23 protein-coding genes and 1 tRNA gene are annotated in these 21487 nt (G+C 60.1%); 20 read left to right on the top strand and 4 right to left on the bottom strand.

What is annotated here, in order from left to right:
- Positions 1–103: 103 nt before the first annotated feature.
- The 13 genes from AC1DUP_RS07965 to AC1DUP_RS07905 all read left to right on the top strand — a co-directional run bounded on the left by AC1DUP_RS07965 (position 104) and on the right by AC1DUP_RS07905 (position 11261).
- Positions 104–1624, top strand: coding sequence for an ATP-binding protein (locus AC1DUP_RS07965; protein ID WP_477832365.1), 1521 nt, complete (start codon positions 104–106; stop codon positions 1622–1624).
- 123 nt (positions 1625–1747) lie between these two features.
- Positions 1748–1824 (top strand) — tRNA-Arg (locus AC1DUP_RS07960).
- Between the two features lie 426 nt (positions 1825–2250).
- A complete protein-coding gene (locus AC1DUP_RS07955; RefSeq protein WP_113298393.1) occupies positions 2251–2565 on the top strand; it encodes a hypothetical protein in 315 nt (104 codons plus the stop codon).
- A 198-nt stretch (positions 2566–2763) separates the two neighbouring features.
- Positions 2764–3135 (top strand): cell surface protein, encoded by a 372-nt coding sequence (locus AC1DUP_RS07950; RefSeq protein WP_113298394.1) that lies wholly within the window; start codon positions 2764–2766, stop codon positions 3133–3135.
- Between the two features lie 154 nt (positions 3136–3289).
- Positions 3290–3565 (top strand): hypothetical protein, encoded by a 276-nt coding sequence (locus tag AC1DUP_RS07945; protein ID WP_113307041.1) that lies wholly within the window; start codon positions 3290–3292, stop codon positions 3563–3565.
- A 68-nt stretch (positions 3566–3633) separates the two neighbouring features.
- Positions 3634–4005: a hypothetical protein gene (locus tag AC1DUP_RS07940; protein WP_477832364.1), complete on the top strand. Its 372-nt coding sequence runs from the start codon at positions 3634–3636 to the stop codon at positions 4003–4005.
- A 2-nt stretch (positions 4006–4007) separates the two neighbouring features.
- Positions 4008–4667, top strand: coding sequence for a class I SAM-dependent methyltransferase (locus AC1DUP_RS07935; protein WP_477832363.1), 660 nt, complete (start codon positions 4008–4010; stop codon positions 4665–4667).
- 16 nt (positions 4668–4683) lie between these two features.
- On the top strand, positions 4684–5334 hold the full coding sequence (locus AC1DUP_RS07930; protein WP_477832362.1) for a TetR family transcriptional regulator: 651 nt from the start codon (positions 4684–4686) through the stop codon (positions 5332–5334).
- Positions 5335–5366: 32 nt separating this feature from the next.
- Positions 5367–5999: an SDR family NAD(P)-dependent oxidoreductase gene (locus AC1DUP_RS07925; protein WP_477832361.1), complete on the top strand. Its 633-nt coding sequence runs from the start codon at positions 5367–5369 to the stop codon at positions 5997–5999.
- Between the two features lie 26 nt (positions 6000–6025).
- Positions 6026–6907, top strand: coding sequence for an aldo/keto reductase (locus AC1DUP_RS07920; protein ID WP_113298398.1), 882 nt, complete (start codon positions 6026–6028; stop codon positions 6905–6907).
- Between the two features lie 623 nt (positions 6908–7530).
- Entirely contained in the window at positions 7531–8808 is a 1278-nt protein-coding gene (locus AC1DUP_RS07915; RefSeq protein WP_477832360.1) for an alpha/beta hydrolase, read from the top strand.
- Positions 8809–8885: 77 nt separating this feature from the next.
- Complete coding sequence (locus AC1DUP_RS07910) at positions 8886–10136, top strand: NAD(P)/FAD-dependent oxidoreductase (protein ID WP_477832359.1); 1251 nt, start codon at positions 8886–8888, stop codon at positions 10134–10136.
- A gap of 87 nt (positions 10137–10223) precedes the next feature.
- Entirely contained in the window at positions 10224–11261 is a 1038-nt protein-coding gene (locus AC1DUP_RS07905) for a 4-hydroxyproline epimerase (protein ID WP_113307034.1), read from the top strand.
- A gap of 9 nt (positions 11262–11270) precedes the next feature.
- Here AC1DUP_RS07905 and AC1DUP_RS07900 read toward each other — a convergent pair whose 3' ends face one another.
- Together AC1DUP_RS07900 and AC1DUP_RS07895 are read right to left on the bottom strand one after the other, a co-directional pair.
- On the bottom strand, positions 11271–11747 hold the full coding sequence (locus AC1DUP_RS07900) for an RbsD/FucU family protein (RefSeq protein ID WP_477832358.1): 477 nt from the start codon (positions 11745–11747) through the stop codon (positions 11271–11273).
- Positions 11731–12978, bottom strand: coding sequence for an ROK family transcriptional regulator (locus AC1DUP_RS07895; protein WP_113298404.1), 1248 nt, complete (start codon positions 12976–12978; stop codon positions 11731–11733). Before AC1DUP_RS07895 ends, AC1DUP_RS07900 begins: the two co-directional genes overlap by 17 nt.
- A 235-nt stretch (positions 12979–13213) precedes the next feature.
- Here AC1DUP_RS07895 and AC1DUP_RS07890 point away from each other — a divergent pair, with 235 nt between their 5' ends.
- The 7 genes from AC1DUP_RS07890 (at position 13214) to AC1DUP_RS07860 (ending at position 20053) form a co-directional block, all read left to right on the top strand.
- Positions 13214–14233 carry a sugar ABC transporter substrate-binding protein gene (locus tag AC1DUP_RS07890; RefSeq protein ID WP_113298405.1) on the top strand — a complete coding sequence of 340 codons (1020 nt, stop codon included), beginning with the start codon at positions 13214–13216 and terminating at the stop codon, positions 14231–14233.
- Between the two features lie 156 nt (positions 14234–14389).
- The gene (locus AC1DUP_RS07885; RefSeq protein ID WP_113307033.1) at positions 14390–15454 is read left to right on the top strand and encodes an ABC transporter permease; all 1065 of its coding nucleotides are present in this window, start codon (positions 14390–14392) and stop codon (positions 15452–15454) included.
- Between the two features lie 2 nt (positions 15455–15456).
- Entirely contained in the window at positions 15457–16239 is a 783-nt protein-coding gene (locus AC1DUP_RS07880; RefSeq protein ID WP_113298407.1) for a sugar ABC transporter ATP-binding protein, read from the top strand.
- The gene (locus AC1DUP_RS07875; RefSeq protein WP_113298408.1) at positions 16236–16868 is read left to right on the top strand and encodes a nucleoside triphosphate hydrolase; all 633 of its coding nucleotides are present in this window, start codon (positions 16236–16238) and stop codon (positions 16866–16868) included. Before AC1DUP_RS07880 ends, AC1DUP_RS07875 begins: the two co-directional genes overlap by 4 nt.
- A 64-nt stretch (positions 16869–16932) precedes the next feature.
- Positions 16933–17973 (top strand): dihydroorotase, encoded by a 1041-nt coding sequence (pyrC, locus tag AC1DUP_RS07870; RefSeq protein WP_113307032.1) that lies wholly within the window; start codon positions 16933–16935, stop codon positions 17971–17973.
- A gap of 178 nt (positions 17974–18151) precedes the next feature.
- The gene (locus AC1DUP_RS07865; protein WP_477832357.1) at positions 18152–19330 is read left to right on the top strand and encodes a GGDEF domain-containing protein; all 1179 of its coding nucleotides are present in this window, start codon (positions 18152–18154) and stop codon (positions 19328–19330) included.
- Positions 19331–19516: 186 nt separating this feature from the next.
- Entirely contained in the window at positions 19517–20053 is a 537-nt protein-coding gene (locus AC1DUP_RS07860) for a bleomycin resistance protein (RefSeq protein WP_113307031.1), read from the top strand.
- Between the two features lie 60 nt (positions 20054–20113).
- On the opposite strand, the gene AC1DUP_RS07855 is transcribed toward AC1DUP_RS07860, so the two are convergent.
- Together AC1DUP_RS07855 and AC1DUP_RS07850 are read right to left on the bottom strand one after the other, a co-directional pair.
- The gene (locus tag AC1DUP_RS07855) at positions 20114–20596 is read right to left on the bottom strand and encodes an anthrone oxygenase family protein (protein WP_113307081.1); all 483 of its coding nucleotides are present in this window, start codon (positions 20594–20596) and stop codon (positions 20114–20116) included.
- Positions 20597–20598: 2 nt separating this feature from the next.
- The gene (locus AC1DUP_RS07850; protein ID WP_113307030.1) at positions 20599–21423 is read right to left on the bottom strand and encodes an NmrA family NAD(P)-binding protein; all 825 of its coding nucleotides are present in this window, start codon (positions 21421–21423) and stop codon (positions 20599–20601) included.
- Positions 21424–21487 lie beyond the last annotated feature (64 nt).

Genomic DNA, 21487 nt, shown 5'->3' with positions numbered 1-21487 from the left:
TGTGACGACTTGCCGCTGCTCGCAAAGATTTGAAAGCGGACCGTTCTGGTCTAATATAAGAGCTCATGCTGATGGCGGCCTTTCGCCGCACGGACAAGATGAGATGCCGGTTCAAGACCAGGGCGAGACTTCCAAAGCGGAAAACATCGCGGCCGGTGAGGCTGCCAAGGGTTCTTATCCGCGCGCCGGCATGTTCAGCCGCCTTTCCGGCAAGCTGCTCTGGCTCACCGTTTTCTTCATTATGCTGGCAGAGATCCTGATCTTCTTTCCTTCGATTGCGAGCATGCGCGTGCGCTGGCTCGAGGACCGGCTGAATACGGCCGCGGCCGCGGCAATCGTCATCGACGGCCTGCAGCCGGTGGAACTGCCGCGCGCGCTGCAGAAGGAGACGCTGGAGGCGACCGGCACCAAGGCGATTGTGCTGCGCAAGGACGGCACTTCCCGCCTGCTTGCCATGAGCGATATGCCGACTTCGGTCGATGAATCCTACGATCTGAGCGATATCCCGCCATTGACTGCGATGCGCGATGCGCTGGACACGATGATCTTCGGCGGCAACCGCATGATCCGCGTCTATGGCGCGGTGGGCGAGACCAATACCGGCGTCGAAGTGGTCATGAAGGACCGGCCATTGCGCAAGGCAATGTTCGTGTACGCCCGCAACGTGCTGCTATTGTCGGTCCTGATCTCGCTCTTTACCGCGACACTGATCTTCTTTGCCATCAACCGCATTCTCATTCGCCCGATTCGCAGATTGACGGGCAGCATGCAGCAATTCGCCTCCGATCCCGAAAATCCGCAGCGTGTCTATGTCGGCGATGGCGGCCGTGACGAACTGGCCGTTGCCGGCCGCAACCTCACCTCCATGCAGCTCGAACTGCAGAAGACGCTGAAGCAGCAGAGAAACCTCGCGGCACTCGGGCTGGCGGTCTCCAAGATCAACCACGACATGCGCAACATCCTGGCATCCGCCCAGCTCATGTCCGACCGCCTTGTCGATGTCGACGATCCCATGGTGAAGAGCTTCGCGCCGAAGCTGCTGCGCACCATCGATCGCGCCGTCGGCTACACGACCGAAGTCCTTTCCTACGGCAAGGCAACCGAATCGGCACCACGCCGCCGCCGCATCCGCCTTTATGAGCTGGTGCAGGAGGTGAAGGACATCCTCGCCATCGAACCACAAAGCAGCRTCGAGTTCATCGAGCAGATGGGGTTGGATCTCGAAGTGGATGCCGATAGCGAGCAATTGTTCCGCATCATCCACAATCTCTGCCGCAACGCCCTGCAGGCGCTGACCTCGCCGGGTGAGGAGGGGGCTGTGATCGTCAGGCGCATCACGGTCGCCGCCCAGCGCGTCGGCAGCGTCGTCAGTATCACGGTGGACGATACAGGCCCCGGCATGCCGCTGAAAGCGCGCCAGAACCTGTTTGCGGCCTTCCGCGGCTCGGCACGCTCCGGCGGCACCGGGCTCGGCCTCACCATTGCTCGTGAGCTGGTGCTGGCCCATGGCGGCACCATCGCGCTTGTGGAAAAGCCTTCGGTCGGCACGCAGTTCCGCATCGAAATTCCGGATCGCCCTGTTTCACTGGAAGATTACCGCAGCCGGTCGCACGCCGAAAAGTGATGCAATTTCCGCAAGGGAGCCTTGCCGAACCAAAGTCGCGATTTTTTTCGAATTGCTCTTGCATTGCCCGAAAAGACCCTTTAGAGAACCGCCCACGCAAGCGGCTCGGCCGCCACTGCAGACGCACCCGTAGCTCAGCTGGATAGAGCACCAGACTACGAATCTGGGGGTCAGGAGTTCGAATCTCTTCGGGTGCGCCATTTCTTCCAATTACCTCTGAACGAAACCTGACGTCAGCTTCTTCTCATTGGAAGCCGGCGATAGAAGTGTCATCGTTGATCCTTGTCGCCGCCCCTGGGGCTGACATAGCCGGTTGTCGCGAGCTGGTCGGCTACCGGCGCCAACAGCGCCTGCCTGATTCCTGTCACACCGTATTGACGATGTCAGATAGCCCGGTGCAAACGCGATGGCGGCGACCGCGGTCGAAGGCTCTTCTCCTGAACAACTGTCATCTTGGAGCTCCGGTGCAGATGGACTGCGGCCGAACATCATTCTCAGGCCGGCCTCGAGATCTGGTGTACGCCACAATACGTGGGCACCGCACTCTCATGCCTAGCTTCGCGCAACCTTCGGCGTCTATCTGCGGAAGCGATGGATTGTTTCAGGCAAAGCGGCCGGAGGGTTGGATGAAGACGAGAATCGGTGGTGTAGTAGGTCTCGTCATGATGATGGCGGCCCTTGCCGGCTGTATTGACCGTGCCAATGCGCCGGTGCTCGTGCCGGTCGCTTCGCCCGTCAATCCGCCTGGTGTCACTCACGCCCTTTGTATGTCCGATGCCAACGCCATGTACGACGAGGCGAACAAGCAGTATGACCTGCGTGCGCAGATGACCGGCCACCGCGATGCCGTGGAACGGGAAACCAATGCGAGCGGCGCCGCCCATCGGCAATACCGCTCCTGCGTCGCAAGCCAAGGCTACCGTCCTTTGTATGCCAATTGAGAACAGTGAATTCACGCACCCGATGAATTGCCGCAGGTGACTGCTCGCGCGGCTTTGCAAATCGCAATTTTGATTTTTTGTGTCTTTCAGTCACGCCGGATCGCCTGCAATCACGAGTTTAGGAAGCTGCGTGTGATGGTGGAACTTCGCCCGTATCGAACGCATTTTTCATAGGCAAACCCAGAAGGAGGGTTTCTCATGAAAATGCTCAATATGGCTCCGTCCGCCTTTGCGCTCAGCGCTCTTCTCGCCCTCTCGTCTACCGTTACAGCGCTGGCGGCGCCCGTTCAGCAGACCCAGATCCCCGTCCCATCGAACGTGGAAATGGTGCAATATAAAGCACATGCCGCTTATTGGCATGGCTATCGTGGCTCCGCTACGGAACGCCCCGGGACCCGCCGTCATTCAGATGGCTTCTGGTATCCGCTTGCTGCGTTCGGCGTCGAAGCCGGCACCACGGGCTCGATTGTCCCCAAACCCGAGAACCGCCCCGAACCTAAGACTATGTGCAACCCTGAATTTAGTGGATCGATCGGCCCCGGCAGCATGCCTTGTGATAACGGCTATTGAGCCGGCAAAGAAAAGGCGGCGAAAAGCCGCCTTTTTCTTGCGCACTGCCGAATCTCACGTATCCGTGATCGCTGTTGCAGCGCAGTAGAATATGACAATTTCGCTTCCTAGCTCCTTGGCGTAAACTCCAACAATCCTCCCAAGGAGAGATGAAATGATCAACGTATTGAAGAATGGTCTCGTGGCTGTGGCCTTAGGCGCAATCATCAGCGTTTCGGCTTTCGCATCTGCCAACGCAGCTTCGGCTCAACAGCAGCAGATCGTAAAGCAGCACAAGAACACCAACGCTCGCAACGAGCCCCGCACGACCGGTTCGGTCAACGGCGCATCCCGAAGCTCCGCGCCTTACCAGTACAGCCCGAAGAAGACGCTCAACATGGCTTGCGGCCTGCGCTTCAATCCGACCAGCAGCTCGGGTTGCAACTACTAAGGCAGTCTGAAGGCATAAGGCGGAGGGGAATGGGACTGACGTCCCTGCCGCGAAAGAGGGCAGCCTTCATGGCTGCCTTTTCGTTCCAGGAAAGCCTCGGTCGCGGTGGCAGAGGAAAGGCCGGTCAGATCTTCGCAGACCTGCCACAGCTTTCACCAGACCGTTTTGTCCTGCGCTATGCGGACGATCAATTTGCCGACACGCTTCTGCCAGCTCAGCCCCGTACGCAGGCTGACTGTTCGCGCTTAACCGGAATGGGCAACGGTGCCCATCAGATTTATTGCACTAATTGCAAAAATGCATTAGATATAAAAATACACGAAATGTTGTTGGAAACAGGCATGCGCGAAAACCATGGATTGACGGGGCTGCCTTTGAATTGCCATGCTGCAGGAGATCGTCACATCGATAGTCAATCGCATTTCAGACGGGTGGGATAATCATGATCGCAAACAGTGCATTCTCCGATTTCATGCATTTTTTCCGTTCGTGGCTGAGCAACCCGCTGAGGGTCGCCGCCATCGCGCCCTCCGGTGACTCGCTCGCGCGCATCATGACCAGCGAGATCGCTGCTCTGGATGGTCCGATCATCGAGCTCGGCCCGGGTACCGGTGTCTTTACCCGCGCGCTGCTTGCGCGCGGCATCAGTGAGTGCGACCTGACGCTCATCGAATACGGTCCCGAGTTCATCGGGTCGCTCCAGAAGCGCTTCCCCGATGCGCGTATCCTGCAGATGGACGCCGGCCATCTGGCACAGGCCAATATTTTCGAGGGTGAACCCGTCGGTGCCGTCGTCAGCGGTCTGCCGCTTCTTTCCATGTCGCCGCGCAAGATCGCCTCGATCCTTGCCGGGGCCTTCGTCTATATGCGGGCCGGCGGCGCCTTTTATCAGTTTACCTATGGGCCGCGTTGTCCCGTGCCGCGTCCGATCCTCGACCGTCTGGGCCTGAAGGCGACGCGTATCGGCGGCACGGTTAGAAACCTGCCGCCAGCCTCCGTCTATCGGATTTCACGCCGCAGGCCGCTTGAGCTCTCGCGTGAGCGTTTCAAATTTCGTAGCAGCGGAGTGGATATGGAGATCGCCGCTGAAGCGGACGACTGAATGACCGCTGATGGAAATGACCGAGAAGAAACAGCCTGAAGCCGTCGAGGGCAGGCGTGAGCGCAAGCGTCGCCAGACCCGCGAGCGCATCGAGCAGGCAGCGATGACCCTTTTCATGGAGCGCGGCTTCGACGCGACCACCATCGAGGAGATCACCGAGGCAGCTGATGTCTCGAAGCGTAGTTTCTTCGATTATTTCCCGTCGAAGGAAGAAGTCGTCTTCGCCTGGCAGGATTCCTTCGCTGATCGCTTAATGGCGGCGATTGCCGCACGTCCGGCTGGCGAATCCCCCGTCAAGGCCGTCGAGGAAGCCCTTATCGTCACTGTAACCGCCTCGGCTGACGAGCGTGCTCTTGCGCTCAGCGAACTGATCCATTGCACCCCAACCCTCAAGGCCCGTGATCAGCTCAAATATGCCAAGCTGGAGCAGAAGCTGACCGAGGCGCTGATCGCTCGCAGCGGCCGCGATCAGCATGCATGCGCGCACATGCGCTTGCTTTCGGCTGTTGTCATCGGCGCGCTGCGCGTCGGCGGGGAGCTCTGGCAGCAGCGCGTGGCGGGTACTTCGACCGAAAGCCTCTCGATGGAAGCCTTCGCACGCGAGATCTTTGGTGAGCTCTGGAAGATGCTGGCCGAATTCGGTGAAGAAGCAAAATCCCGGCTCTAGGTAATTCCGCGCCTGGACGATCACTCATTCTGTTGCGGCGCTTCCGATCGGTCCTCTCGCAGGAAGTCGATGAGGCGCGCAGCTTCGCCGGATATGGCCATAAAGACCTCGTCGAGAAATCGACGATGGAAGAGTTGCATCAGTTTGAGGTCAACATTTTCGGTCCGGTGGCTGTCATGCAGTCGGTCCTGCCCTATATGCGCAAGCGCCGCAGCGACCATATCCACAATATCACCTCGATGGGCGGGATCATCACCATGTCGGGCATCGCTTTCCATCATGGCAGCAAGTTCGCCCTTGAGGGCATTTGCGAAAGCCTCGGCAGCGAGATCAAGAGCGTTGGCATTCACGTGACCGGCATCGAACCCGGTGGCTTCCGCACCGATTGGGCCGGCCGCTCGATGATGCGTGCTGAGCGCTCGCTCGCCGATTGTGATGAGGTCTTTGAGCCGCGGCGCCAGCGCCGCCTCGAACGCAACGGCAACCAGCCGGGCGATCCGAAAAAGGCCGCTGCCGCGATGCTGAGGCTCATTGCATCCGACAATCCGCCAGCCCATCTGTTGCTTGGGGGTGACGCGATCAGCCTCGTTCGTGAGAAGCTCGGCTATCTCAAGACCGAATTCGACGCCCGGGAGCAGGTCTCCAGCTCCACCGATTTTGAGTGATTTATTGACCAAGAGAGGAAAAGACGATGAGCGATTACAATGCAGCGAAATCCGGTACCTTCAAGATCGGTGGCGATCTGGAAGTCAATCGCCTCGGCTTCGGGGCCATGCGCATTACCGGCGATGGCATCTGGGGCAATCCTGCCGACCACGATGAATCGATCCGTACGCTGAAGCGTTTGCCGGAACTCGGCGTCAACTTCATCGATACGGCTGATTCCTATGGTCCTGACGTTTCCGAATGGCTGATCAAGGAAGCGCTCCATCCCTACAAGAAAGGCCTCGTCGTCGCCACCAAGGGCGGTCTGACGCGCCACGGTCCCAATATCTGGCTGCCGCTCGGCCGTCCGGAATATCTGATCCAGCAGGTGCACAAGAGCCTGCGCAATCTCGGTGTCGAGCAGATCGATCTCTGGCAGCTTCACCGTATCGATCCGAAGGTTCCGGCCAAGGAACAGTTCGACACGATCAAGTCGCTGCTCGATTCCGGCCTCATCCGCCATGCGGGCTTGAGCGAAGTCTCGGTCGCCGATATCGAAGCAGCCTCCAAGGTCTTCAAGGTTGCTACGGTCCAGAACCGCTACAACCTCGTCGACCGCACCAGCGAGGATGTGCTCGACTATTGCGCCAAGCACAATATCGGCTTCATCCCCTGGTATCCGCTGGCGGCCGGCGATCTTGCAAAGCCAGGCTCGCTGCTCGATACGATCGCCAAGAAGCATAATGCGGCCCCGAGCCAGATCGCGCTGGACTGGGTGCTGAAGCGCAGCCCTGTCATGCTGCCGATCCCCGGCACGTCCAAGGTCAAGCACCTGGAAGAAAACGTCGCTGCCGTTGACATCACGCTGTCGGACGAAGAGTTCACTGCGCTCGACGCAGAAGGCAAGAAGCTCTTCAAGGCCGCCTGATAAGCATGAAATCACGCATGGAACGGCCGCGGTTTCAGCCGCGGCCGTTTTCGTTTCGCGCCGCGCCGTCATTTCCCGCGTGACGTCGAGAAAGGGCGCGCAGCGTTGGCAGCACGTCCGGGTGGCCCGAATAATGGAGGCAGGGCTCGGGAAGTATGTCAGCCGGTCTGTCGCGAGACATGGCTCCCACATTTTGCGACCAAATCTGTGTGGATTTCATATGCGGGCACAATTTGCGAAATAATTTGACCATCTGATCAAAGGTGCCGCAAAATGAGGCGCGCACATGATGCCGGCGAGGCAAGCATTGCGCCCAATGCATTGCTGCATTGCGGTAATTTCGCTATTCTCCATCAAATGAATTGGGTATTAATGATCTCGAAGGCAGCGCACTCCTCCTCCCAGCGCTCCTTCATCGGACTGACAACACTCCTCCTCCCAGTTGTCAGTCAGGATCAAGAGCCCGATGCACCTCCTCCCGCGTCGGGCTCTTTTCTATTCCGGATCATTTTTCCCAAACCTTCGTAAAATTGACTCCGTCCCTGGCCTCGGACTATCTGGAGGCGCGCGGCAAGCGCATGTCGGTGGCTTGGCGCGATGACGCCTGAACCTGCGGAGAAGTCATGATCGGCAGATGCGGCGTTTCTCGCAAAGCCCTTGCAACCCTACTTGTCCTGTGCGTCGGCCTCGCTTCCTGCGGGCGGCCGATCGGTGTCATGCAGGCGGCCGGCCCGGTTCCACCGGGTACGTCGCGAGTCGATCTGCTGGTGGCGACAACGCGCGCTGCCGATGAAAATCCGGCCGTGCTCTTCTCCGGCGAGCGCGGCACCGGGCTGAGGGTCGATGCCGTCGATGTCTCCATTCCACCGGAAGCCAATCGCAAGGCCGGGCAAGTGCAATGGCCTCGTCGTCTGCCCGCCAATCCTCTCAAGGATTTCGTCACCGTCGCGGTCGATCCGCTGGATGGGGAGAAAGCGGGAGAGGGCTGGCTGAGGACGCATATGCCAAAAAGCAAGCGGGTCCTCATCTTCGTCCATGGCTTCAACAATCGCTATGAGGATGCGGTCTATCGATTCGCGCAGATCGTCCATGATTCGCATGCCGATGTTGCGCCCGTCGTTTTCACCTGGCCCTCGCGCGCCAGCATTTTCGACTATAACTACGACAAGGAAAGCACCAACTATTCGCGCGATGCGCTGGAAGAGTTGCTGCGGCGCACGGCCAACAATCCGGCGGTGACCGATATCACAGTCATGGCCCACTCCATGGGCACGTGGCTGACGGTAGAGGCTCTTCGCCAGATGGCGATCCGCGACGGACACGTTGCCTCGAAGATCAACAATGTCATTCTTGCCTCGCCGGATCTCGATGTCGATGTGTTCGGCCGACAGTTCCAGAGCCTCGGCAAGGACAAGCCGCATTTCACCATCTTCGTCTCGCAGGACGACCGGGCGCTGGCGCTCTCCCGCCGCATCTCGGGCAATGTCGATCGCCTCGGCCAGATCGATCCCTCCGCCGAACCCTATCGCAGCAAACTGGAAGCAGCGGGCATCACCGTGCTCGATCTCACCAAGCTCAAGACCGGCGATCGCTTGAACCACGGCAAATTTGCCGAAAGCCCGGAAGTGGTGAAGCTCATCGGCGATCGGCTGATTGCCGGCCAGACAATTACGGATTCCGAAGTGGGCCTCGGCGAGGCGGTTGGCGCCGTTGCTATCGGCGCGGCCCAGACGGCTGGCAGTGCGGTCAGCCTTGCCGTCAGCACACCGATTGCCATCTTCGATCCCCGCACCCGCCGCAACTACGATGCTCAGGTGCGCCGTCTCGGCCAGTCGATGAACAATACTGTGGGTTCCGTGGGCGATAGTGTCGGCGCCGGGGTGCCGGAAACCGCTCAGTAAAAAACCATATGCATTCGCCTCGTTGTGATATATCACACCTCGAACGGCACTCGACTCTGCCGTGCGGTGGGTAAGACATGGCGAATGAAATCAATAAGACGGTGGCTGTCGTCGGCGCCGGTGTGGTCGGCGCTTCGATTGCTTTCGAGCTGCAGCGGCGCCGTTATCAGGTCACTTTAATCGACAAGGGCGAGCCGGGCAGGGGAACCTCCTACGGCAATATGGCGAGCATCGCGCTCGACTTCGCAGCCGGCTCCGGTCCTTCAACCTGGAAGAAACTGCCGCGCTGGCTGATCGATCCGGAAGGCCCGGTCTGGTTGCGGCCGTCCTATGCGCCGAAAATCCTGCCATGGTTCCTGCGTTTCCTCGCTGCCGGCCGCCCCTCGCGCCTGAGAGAGATCGAGGATGCGGGCATGAGTCTCTCCAAAATTGCTCTCGGTGATATCAGCGCCATGCTCGATGCCATTGGCGCTCCCGAGCTGATGACCGAGGAAGGCTGCCTGGCGATCTACGAAACCGAGGCCGAATTCGATGCGGATCGCGGCCACCTCGAATTGATGCGGCGCTATGGCATGGAATTCGAGGTGCTGAGTAACGGTGCGATCCAGTATTACGAGCCGACCCTTTCGCCGAAAATCGCCAAGGCCGTGCTGTTGCCGGACAACAAGTCGATCCGCGATCCCTACAAGCTTGTCGTGAAGCTCACTGACGCCGCAAAGGCTGCAGGCGCAAGCTTCGTTTCCGGGCAAGTCAAGGCCGTGGAGCGCAAGGGCGATGGCAAGACAGTCGTCCTTCTCGAAAATGGTAATCGCATCGAAGCCGATAAGGTCATCCTCGCGGCCGGTGTCCATACGCGCTTCCTTGCGGCTGCCCTTGGCGAGCCGATCCCGCTCGAAACCGAGCGCGGCTACCATACGCAGATCATGCGGCCCGGCATTTCCATGCGCTATTCGGTGATCTGGCCGCATCGCGCCTTCATGGTCACGCCGACGGCCGGCGGCATCCGCGTTGGCGGCAACGTCGAGCTGGCCGGGCTGACGGCCGCGCCCGATTTCCGGCGTCCGCGAGCGCTGGTTCGCCATGCGCAGCGTATCCTGCCCGATCTCCAGGTTCAGGACACCAGCGAATGGATGGGCCATCGTCCGGCGCTGCCGGATACGATCCCGATCATCTCGCCCTCTTCGAAAATACCTGGTGTCTTCTATGCGACCGGCCACGGCCATCTCGGTCTGACCTATTCGGCAACGACAGCGCGGCTGATCGCGGATATGGTGGCCGGTGTCAAAACATCAGTTGATATCAAGCCATTCCGCATCAACAGGTACTAGGGCTGTCGTGCCGGCGCCTTCGTCACCGGGAAAAATATCCGCGTCGATGGCGGCATCACGCGTCACGTCCGATTTGGAGTTTGAAAGATGAGATGGAAGCGTACGATCCAGCTTCTGGATGTTCATGCTGAAGGTGAAATCGGCAAGGTCGCGATCGGCGGCGTGCCGAAGATCCCCGGCGAAACGGTCGCCGCCCAGCTTCACTGGCTGAATACCGATCCGAAGGGCCAGGAGCTTCGCCGCTTCCTCTGCCTTGAGCCGCGCGGCGCGCCGATCGGCTCGGTCAACCTGCTCCTGCCGCCGAAACATCCGGATGCGGATGCCGCCTTCATCATCCTGCAGCCCGATCAGGCGCATGCGAGCTCCGGCTCGAACTCCATCTGTGTCACGACCGCCCTCCTGGAAGCCGGCATCGTCGAGATGAAGGAACCGGAAACCGTCGTGACGCTGGAAACCGCGGCCGGCCTGGTCAAGGCGACGGCCACCTGCCGCGACGGCCGCTGCGAGAAGGTGAAACTCACCATGGTGCCGTCCTTCGTCCACGAGCTGGATGTCGAGATCGAAACGCCGCATTGGGGAAAGATCAAGGCCGACATCTGCTATGGCGGCATCTTTTACGCGCTGGTCGATGTCGGGCAGATCAATTTGACGATCGAGAAGGCCAACGCCGCAGCACTTGTGCAGGCCGGCATGATCCTCAAGGACCTCATCAACCGCAATATCCACGTCGTGCATCCGGAAATCCCGGCAATCTCGGGCGTGGCCTATGTCATGTTCCGCGATCTGGAGGCAGACGGCACGGTTCGCACCTGCACCACCATGTGGCCGGGCAGAGCCGACCGCTCGCCCTGCGGCACAGGCAACTCGGCCAATCTCGCCACCCTCTACGCGCGCGGGAAGGCCAAGATTGGCGATGTCTTCAAGTCGAAGTCGATCATCGGCTCAGAATTCGAGGTTGGCCTGCAGGGACTGACGGAAGTGGCCGGCAAGCCCGCCGTCATTCCGACGATCACTGGCCGCGGTTTCACCTTCGGCCTGTCGCAGGTTGCACTTGACCCCTTCGACCCGCATCCGGGCGGCTTTGCGCTGACGGATGTCTGGGGTCCCTCGGCGGGCGAAATCTGATCGCCGACTTCAGTAGACGAAGGGATCGACTTCGGCCTTGGCAAGTTCGTCAATGGCCGAGGGATAGATCACACCCTTGCGCAGGATGATATTGGCATAAAGCCTTGGCTCGCCGGTCTGGATGACCGCATGGGCCGCGCGCACCCGACCGTAGAAATCCTGCCCGACGAGAGGGACGACCTCGCGATCCGGCTCATGCCTAGCGCAGCAGGCAATCATTTCCTCATGGATCGGATCGAGCTTGTCGCGTTCGGTCTTCACGGTTGAGCGGAAGATGGCCTCATTCACAAAGTCGTCGATCGGCAGCACGCTCAAAACGGCATCAAGAACCGGAATGAGATGATGCCCGTCGAGCCGGATCAGCCGTCGCGCATGCTCGATGCCCGGATAGTTGCCATCGACGATAGCAATTTCGTCGCCGTGACCCATGCCGCGCAATGTCGCCAGCAGGTCCGGGCTCAGCAGTGGGTCAAGCCCTTTCAGCATTGTCGATCTCCTTGAAAAGCACATTCTGATCGGTGAGATAACGCGCGAAGATCGGCAGGCTGGCGCCGCCGATGGCGCGGGCATGCGCGCCGACCACGCCTTCGACGATATCGGGCATGACGACGCCCTGCAGGTCGAGCTTTTCGGCTTCGTAGATCGTCGCCTGTACGATGCGCCGGCGCACCCAGTCCGGGAAACCGCCATCGATGACGGCGGCGCTGAAGTCGATGATCGAGGCTGCGGCGACAATCGCCTGCGCCAGTGCCTTGGCAGTATCCTGGATCCAGGCTTCCATCGGTTCGCCGAAATCTATCCAGTCGTCGGCCGAATACCAGAGCGGCTGCGGGTCGATGCCCCGCTCGCGCAGCATGTTTTCCAAGACGAAGATCGAGGCGATCTCCAGAAGCTGCATTGTCTCGCCGTTCTTGCCGCGCACCGGCAGCGGACCGATGGCGCCTGCCGTTCCCGTCTTGCCCGAAAAGATTGCCGAATTCAGCACGATCCCGCCGCCGATGAAGGAGCCGATAAAGAAATAGACGAAATCCGGATAGGACGGGCCAATGCCGAAGACCAGTTCCGCACCGCAGGCGCTGGTCGCGTCGTTCTGCAGGAAGACCTGGTAGGATACCTGCGTGGCGATTTCCGACTGCAGGTCGAAATCGCGCCAGACCTCCATCGTGCCCTCGGGCGCGCCCACTTCGTCGGCCCAATTCCAGAGTTCGAAGGGGGCCGCGATGCCGAGGCCGGCAATGCGGCTGCGCTCGCGCTCGCTCAGCTTGCCCTCCAGCTCCCTGATCCCATGGGTCACGAAGGACAGGATCTCATCGGGCAGGGGATAGGCATAGATCCTGTGCAGTTGCAGCCGGATCCTGCCGACGAAATCCATCAGCACGAGGTCTGCGCTGCGCCGGCCGATCTTCACGCCGAAGGAATAGACGGCATCCGGATTGAGCCGCATGGGTATGGATGGTTGGCCGACGCGACCGCGGATGGGCTCGCCACGCGAAAGCAGCCCTTCCTTCTCCAGCACCCGCATGATGACGGAGACGGTTTGAGCCGAAAGCCCGCTGCGGCGTGCGATATCGGCCTTCGACAGGGCGCCGTAGAGGCGCACCAGCGACAGCACGAGCCGTTCGTTATAGGCGCGCACCCTGATCTGGTTCGCACCTCCCGACGGATTAAGAATTGGCGGTGGGACCGGCATGTAATCCGGACCATCCATGGACGACATTGGCCACTCCTCCCGATTAACGGCCTATGCCTGATTTCATGTCAGCATGCCACATCGAATTAATAATTCAATTGGATTTATTTATTGACAAGCGGTTTTCTTTCGCTCTTAATTGCCATCGTCAACGGCACGGGACGGCTTTGGGGAGAAGGCTGATGCCGCATTCCGCAAGTCTCGTCGTGCATGAATTCCGGTGCCGCCTGGGGGCGGGCCGGCCAATCTCTGGGAGGAGTTCATGAAGAAATCAGTTCTCGCTTTCGGCGCACTCGCGCTTGGCGTCGCCTTTTCCGCTCCGGCAATGGCGGCAGATGTTTCTGCATGCCTGATCACCAAGACCGACACCAACCCCTTCTTCGTCAAGATGAAGGAAGGTGCGACGGCCAAGGCCAAGGAACTCGGCGTCACGCTGAAGTCCTACGCCGGCAAGATCGACGGTGACAGCGAAAGCCAGGTCGCAGCGATCGAAAGCTGCATCGCCGATGGTGCAAAGGGTATTCTGATCGCCGCTTCGGACACCAAGGGCATCGTGTCGTCGGTCAAGAAGGCTCGCGATGCTGGCCTGCTCGTCATCGCGCTCGACACGCCGCTTGAGCCGGCCGATGCTGCCGACGCCACTTTCGCCACCGACAACCTGCTCGCCGGCAAGCTGATCGGCCAGTGGGCCAAGGAAACGCTTGGGGACAAGGTAAAGGACGCCAAGGTCGGCTTCCTCGACCTGACGCCGTCGCAGCCGACCGTCGACGTCCTGCGCGACCAGGGCTTCATGATGGGCTTCGGCATCGATCCGAAGGACCCGAACAAGATCGGCGATGAGGATGATCCGCGCGTCGTCGGCCATGACGTGACCAACGGCAATGAGGAAGGCGGCCGCAAGGCTATGGAAAACCTCCTCCAGAAGGATCCTGGTATCAACGTCATCCACACGATCAATGAACCGGCTGCCGTCGGTGCCTATCAGGCGCTGAAGGCCGTCGGCATGGAAAAGAACGTACTGATCGTATCGGTCGATGGCGGTTGCCCGGGTGTGAAGTCGGTCAAGGAAGGCGTTATCGGCGCCACCTCGCAGCAATATCCGCTGATGATGGCGGCACTCGGCGTCGAGGCGATCAAGAAGTTCGCCGATAGCGGTGAAAAGCCGAAGCCGACCGAAGGCAAGTCCTTCTTCGATACCGGCGTTTCGCTCGTCACCGACAAGCCGGTCTCCGGCGTCAAGTCGATCGACACCAAGGAAGGCACGGACAAGTGCTGGGGCTGAGCCCTGCCTGATTGACATCAGAATGGCCGGGGCTTGATCCCCGGCCTTTTTGGGCGGACGATACGTCGCCGCCCGCCAAACCGGCTCAGCAAAGACCGGAAGGATATCGGCGACGGCTTCCGCGTGGGTTCGGCGCGCGGATGCGAAGGAGGAACAATGACCGGAACACAGGAATTTGAACGCGTCCTCGACGACAGCGACAAGAGTGTTGCCTCGTTCGAGCACGAGAACGTCTCGCTGATCAAGCGCGCGCAGCATTTTCTGCACTCGACGCCGGCTGCCGTGCCGTTGATCGTGCTGGTGCTGGCAATCGTGATCTTCGGAATAGCGATCGGCGGACGTTTCTTCTCGTCCTATACGCTGACGCTGATCCTGCAGCAGATCGCTATCGTCGGCATTCTCGGAGCGGCCCAGACGCTGGTCATCCTGACCGCCGGCATCGATCTTTCGATCGGCGTCATCATGGTCATCTCGGCCGTCATCATGGGCAATGTCGCCATCACCTACGGCATACCGACACCGATCGCAGTGGTCGCCGGGCTTGTCGTCGGCGGGCTCTGCGGATTGCTGAACGGCTTCCTCATCGCCTATATGAAGCTGCCGCCCTTCATCGTCACGCTCGGCACCTGGAATATCGTCATGGCGACGAATTTCATCTATTCCGCCAATGAGACGATCCGCGACACCGACGTCGACGAACAGGCGCCACTGCTTCATCTTTTCGCCATAAGCTTCAAGCTCGGCAGCGCCGTGCTCACACTCGGCGTCATCGCCATGGTGCTGCTCGTCGTGCTGCTCTGGTATGTACTAAATCACACCGCATGGGGCCGGCATGTCTATGCCGTTGGCGACGATCCGGAGGCGGCCAAGCTCTCCGGCATCCAGACCAAGAAGGTGCTGCTGACCGTTTACGCCATATCAGGCGTCATTGCCGCCTTGGCCGCCTGGGTCTCGATCGGCCGCAATGGCTCGATCTCGCCGTCTTCGGCCGTCACGGACTTTAACCTCCAGGCGATCACCGCGACGGTGATTGGCGGCATTTCGCTGTTCGGCGGCCGCGGCTCCATTCTCGGCACGCTCTTCGGCGCGATGATCGTCGGCGTCGTGTCGATGGGCCTCAACATGCTCGGCGCCGACCCGCAATGGAAGGTTCTTTTGACTGGCGTGCTGATTATCGCCGCCGTTGCTATCGATCAGTGGATCAGAAAGGTTTCGGTATAATCATGGCTGTCGAACCCATTCTCACTGCACGGGGCCTCGTCAAGCGTTATGGACGCGTTACCGCGCTCGACAATGCCGATTTCGATCTCTATCCGGGCGAAATCCTTGCCGTCATCGGCGATAACGGCGCCGGCAAGTCCTCGCTCATCAAGGCGATATCGGGCGCGGTCACCCCCGATGATGGGGTGATCACCCTGGAAGGCCGGCAGGTGCAGTTCAGATCGCCGATGGAAGCGCGCGACGCCGGCATCGAGACCGTCTACCAGAACCTCGCCCTTTCGCCGGCGCTGTCGATCGCCGACAACATGTTCCTCGGCCGCGAGATTCGCAAACCGGGCATGCTCGGCTCCTTTTTCCGCATGCTGGACCGGCCGGCGATGGAAAAGCAGGCGCGCAACAAGCTTTCCGAGCTCGGCCTGATGACCATCCAGAATATCAATCAGGCGGTGGAAACGCTCTCCGGCGGTCAGCGCCAGGGCGTTGCCGTTGCCCGCGCCGCCGCTTTCGGTTCAAAAGTCATCATCATGGATGAGCCGACTGCCGCCCTCGGCGTGAAAGAAAGTCGCCGCGTGCTGGAGCTCATTCTCGATGTGCGTGCCCGCGGCATTCCGATCGTGCTCATCTCGCACAACATGCCGCATGTCTTCGAAGTCGCCGACCGTATCCATATCCATCGCCTCGGGCGCCGCTTGACGGTCATCGATCCCAAGGAATACACGATGTCCGATGCCGTCGCCTTCATGACCGGCGCCAAGGCAGTCCCTGCGGAGCCCGTTGCCGCATGAGTGCCCGGATTGACGACATTGTCGGCGAGGTGCTGAGCCGCGCCGGCGATTCCAGACGTTTCCTCATTGCCATCGCCGGTCCGCCCGGCGCTGGCAAATCCACCATGGCCGACAATGTGGCAAACGGCCTGAAGGCCAAGGGCGAGAGTGCCTCGGTGCTTCCCATGGATGGCTTCCATATGGACAACGCCGTTCTCATCGAGCGTGGTCTGCTGGCCCGCAAGGGCATTCCGGAAACCTTCGACGTGCGCGGCTTCCTCGATATCGTCAAAGCCGTGCGCCCCGCCGATCAGGAAGTCCTCGTTCCCGTCTTCGACCGCTCGCGCGAGCTTGCCATCGCCTCGGCCCGGCCGATCGATCCCAACGATCGCTTCATCATCATCGAAGGCAACTATCTGCTTTTTACCGAGGGCAAATGGGCCGAGCTCGACGGCATCTTCGATTACACGATCATGCTCGCCCCGCCCATGGAGGTTCTGGAGGAGCGTCTCTGGGATCGCTGGCGCGGCTATAAGCTGACTGAGGAAGAAGCGAGCGCCAAAGTCTACGGCAACGACCTGCCGAACGGCCGCCTGATCCTCGAAAATCGCCGTCCTGCCGATATGACATTGGAAATCGCGCTGGCCTGAACAGTTGTTTCCGGACCGGTCTTGATGCTATCGAGGCGAAACCCGCATCGCTTCGGAGGCTTCCATGCAATCGCTCACCATCCGCCGTCCTGACGACTGGCATCTGCATCTGCGCGACGGCGCCATGCTGGAAGGCGTGATTGGTGATACGAGCCGCATCTTCGCGCGCGCGATCATCATGCCGAACCTGGTGCCGCCGGTTGTCACGACAACGGATGCGGCAGCCTATCGCGACCGCATCATGAAGGCGCTTCCTGCCGGTCATCGCTTTCAGCCGCTGATGACGCTCTATCTGACCGAACATACGAGCGCTGATGACGTCGAGGAAGGCAAGAAGAGCGGCCTCATCACCGCCGTGAAACTCTATCCCGCCGGCGCCACGACGAATTCGCATGGCGGCGTGCGCGATATGGAAAAGGCGATGCCTGTGCTGGAACGCATGGCCAAGATCGGCCTGCCGCTCTGCGTCCATGGCGAGGTGACGACGCCTGATGTCGATATCTTCGATCGTGAAGCAGTCTTCATCGAGACGGTGCTGGACCCGCTGCGCAAGCGCCTGCCGGAACTGAAGGTGACGATGGAGCATGTCACCACCGCTGACGGGATCGATTACATCAAGTCGGCCAAGGCTAATCTCGCCGGTTCCATCACCACCCATCACCTGATCATCAACCGTAATGCCATCCTCGTCGGCGGCATTCGTCCGCATTATTACTGCCTGCCCGTCGCCAAGCGCGAGAACCACAGGCTGGCTCTCCGGGCTGCTGCGACGAGCGGTGACACCAGGTTCTTCCTCGGCACGGATTCTGCCCCGCATGTCGACCCACTCAAGGAATGCGCCTGCGGCTGCGCGGGGATCTATACCTCGATCAACACGATGAGCTGCCTTGCCCATGTGTTCGAGCAGGATGGCGCGCTCGACAGGCTGGAGGCCTTTGCCTCCCTGAATGGCCCTGCCTGGTATGGGCTAGCGCCCAACGAGGAACGCGTCACGCTGGAGCGGCAGGCTGAGCCCGTGACCTTCCCCGCCAGAATTGAAACCGGCGCCGGGCCGGTTACCGTCTTCGATCCCATGTTCCCACTGCATTGGCAGGTCAGGGCCTGAAAAAAAGACGTGTGTGCTTGAATATTTCTTCTTATGATTGCTGCAGAATGTTGAATTTGTAACATTCGGCCCGCGCAATCCATGATTTTTTAACGGAATGCATAAGACATTAGTCAGCAGTGACGAGATAGATTTTAGAACGTTATCGGCGCGGCAGGAGCCGCGGAGATCTAAAAGCATGATGCTTGACTACAATTCACTTCTGCTGGCGCTTGGCGTTTCAGCAACCTGCCTTGCCGTGACGCTCATGGGGAGCTGGATCGCGCGCCGGGCCGAGACATTTCTTCTCACCTGCACATTCGGCCTCGTTCTCGTCGTTGCCGGCATTTTTGCCTACGCCTTCTATGTGGAACAGCCCGGACGCATGCTTGGTGCTGGCAATTTCATGTTGTTTCATGCGGGGTTTGCGACCATCTGGGGCGCCGGCTATCAGTTCCGCACTGGCCGGATTCCGCTTTTCGGCATCGCCGTCCGCTCAATCGTCGCCATGGCGACTGCCGTTCCGCCGATGATCGCCGGGCTGGATGGCCTTGCTTTCATGGCTGATAACCTCGCCATCGCCTTCCTGCTCTTCACGACTGCCCGGCAATATTGGTTAGGCCGTGCCGAAGCACCTGCGCCGATCTCAGGCATTACCGCCCTCTACACATTGACGGCGATTTCCTTCGTGCTCTGCGCCGCTGTATTGATCTGGGATGGCAAGCTGGTGCTCGGAGCCGCGCCCAGCAATTGGGCGGAAGATCTGAGCCTTGCCATGTGCATTGCCGGCATGACCGGCATCGGCGCCCTGTCGCTGGCGCTGCATCAGTGGCGGCTTGCCGCCCGTCACCGCATCGACGCGATCACCGACCCGCTGACCGGCCTGCTGAACCGCCGCGCTCTGTTCGACCAGCACGGTACCCGCACCATGGGCGTTTCGACCGCGGTCATCGTCTTCGACATCGACCATTTCAAATCGGTGAACGACCGTTACGGCCATGCAGCCGGCGATCACGTCCTGAAGGTCTTTGCCGGCGAACTTTCGGCCAATTGCCGTAGCGGCGATACGGCCGCCCGCCTTGGTGGCGAGGAATTCGCTCTCGTGCTGAAGGAGATCATGCCCGGCCGCGCCGAGCTTGCCGCCGAGCGTATCCGCAAGGCCTTCGAGGACCGCGACATCTATATCGAAGACGAGGTTCTCAATTGCACCGTCAGTGCCGGCGTCGCCCCTGGCCGGTCCAAGCCACTGGATTTCGACGCCATGCTGGGCGAGGCGGATAAGGCGCTCTATGTCGCAAAAGGCGCCGGCCGAAATCGTGTCGAACTTGCCAGCCATCTGCATTCGGTGCCGTCAGGCGTCGTGCGCTCTGCCTCTTGATCCGTCTGCCGACCTTTCGTAAGCTGATCGTCGGCCGGATGCAGCCAGCCGCCCCGCGATGCGCAAGCATTATGGTGAATGCATCCAAATCCACCTTCACATCCTTGCTCCTGGCAAACGATGGCGAACGGGTCAGCAGACGCGGGCACTGATCTTCCTGTTTGCCGCCAACGGAAGGATGGATACATGCGCGATTTTCGCGATGCCAAGCTTATGGCAAAAACCCTGCGGCAGGCGCTTGCCGACCGCGATATTTCCCTTACCCACAGCGAAACGCTGGAGATTGTCGCCAAACAATTCGGCTTCGACCAGTGGAACATTCTCTCTGCTAAACTGGATGAGACCGAAGGCGCCCGATCTCCGATCGGCATAGAACCGCCGGTGCCGATCTTCCGCATTTTCTCGGTCGAGAAGGCCATGGAATTCTATTGCGGCTTCCTCGGCTTCACTCTGGATTGGGAACATCGCTTCGGTGAGAATTTTCCGCTTTATTGCCAGGTCTCGCGCGAGAACATGCAACTGCACTTGAGCGAACATTCGGGCGATGCAAGCCCCGGCGCTCGGGCTTTCGTGCGTGTGAAGGATATCGGCGCCTATCAGGCCGAGCTTGCCGCGAGGAACTACCGCTACATGAAACCGGGCATCGAGGAAGCGCCCTGGGGCCTGGAGATGGCCGTCATCGACCCCTTCAGCAACCGCATCACCTTCTGCCAGCAGAACTAGCGCAATTCCCGCAAATGCGGGAAGCAACGAAGGGGCGGAGTGTCATTCCCTCCGCCCTTTTCAGATGAGCATCAGCGCCCGGACAAATGCGATGGAAGCCAGCAGCGAGGCAATCGTACGCACATGGTTCCACCATGTCCAATCTTTGAGATAGGTCGTCCAGAGCTGCACCGCTTCCGGCCCGTTGCCGCTCACCTTTCCCAATGCATCGTTCATCGGCACGTTGAAGACGATGGTGGAGAGGAAGGATGCGGCGATATAGAGCGACACGCCGGCCAGCATCAGTGACGATGCGCCGCCGCGCCAGTTCGCGAAGGCCAATACCGCGATCACGATGCAGAGGATCGCGGTCGGCACGAAAAGCAGCATGAAGGGCGAGCGCACGATGGTCATGTTGATGGAATTCATCGCTGCGATGCCTTGCTCGGGCGGAATGCGCGCGAAGGCGGTCATGATGAAGGTCGAGAAGGCGAAGAAGATGCCGGCGACAAGACCGCTGCCAATGGCCGCAGCGACAAGGGAAATGACGAGAACGATCTGCATGGTCAGGCGCTCCATAGTCCGATTGCTGCGGTCTCCCGCGCATATTGGCTGAAATCGCTCGCCGGGCGGCCGAGAATGTCTGATACGCCACTCATAACCTGCGAATTGCGCCCGTCGAGCACCTCGCCGAAGAGCTCTTCCAGTAGCGCGATGACCGGCTCCGGCATTCCCGCGGCGGCGAGACCCTCCTTAAAATCCGTCATCGGGACCTGTTCATACTCGATCGACCGGCCCGAAGCGGCGGCGATTTCGGCCACGGCTTCGCGGAAGGTCAGGGCGCGAGGGCCGGTCAGCTCATAGATCTTGTTGCGATGCCTGATATCAGTCAAGGCTGCCACCGCCGCATCGGCGATGTCGCCGGCATCGATGAAGGGCTCCCTGATATTGCCGACGGGAAGCTGCAGCTTGCCGGAAAGCAATGGTTCCAGAAAAGCGCCTTCGCTGAAATTCTGGTTGAACCAGGAGGCGCGCAGGATCGTGTAGCCGATCCCGGATGTTTTGAGAGCTTCCTCGCTCTTTTGCGCACCCTCTTCGCCCCGGCCGGAAAGCAGCACGATATGCTGCAACCCGCATTCCCCTGCGAGCTTTGAAAGGGCTTCGATGGCCTCTGCCGCCCATGAGACGGCAAGGTCCGGCTGGAAGGCGACATAGGCGCTCGTTGCTCCCGTGAGCGCATTGCGCCAACTCGCGCGATCCTCCCAGTCGAAGGCCGGTATCGTGGAACGGGACGCCTTGCGCACGTTAAGTCCCAGCTTTTCCAGCCTGTCGGCAATGCGGCCACCGGTTTTGCCCGATCCGCCGATCAGAACGATTTCGGAATTCTGCATATCGAAACTCCTCTTCGATCAAAATAAGAGAGACTCTCTCATTTGCAAAATGAGATAAACTCTC

Source organism: Rhizobium sp. 01L419 (genome assembly GCF_056400025.1).
This window is presented reverse-complemented; position numbering and strand designations above follow the sequence as displayed.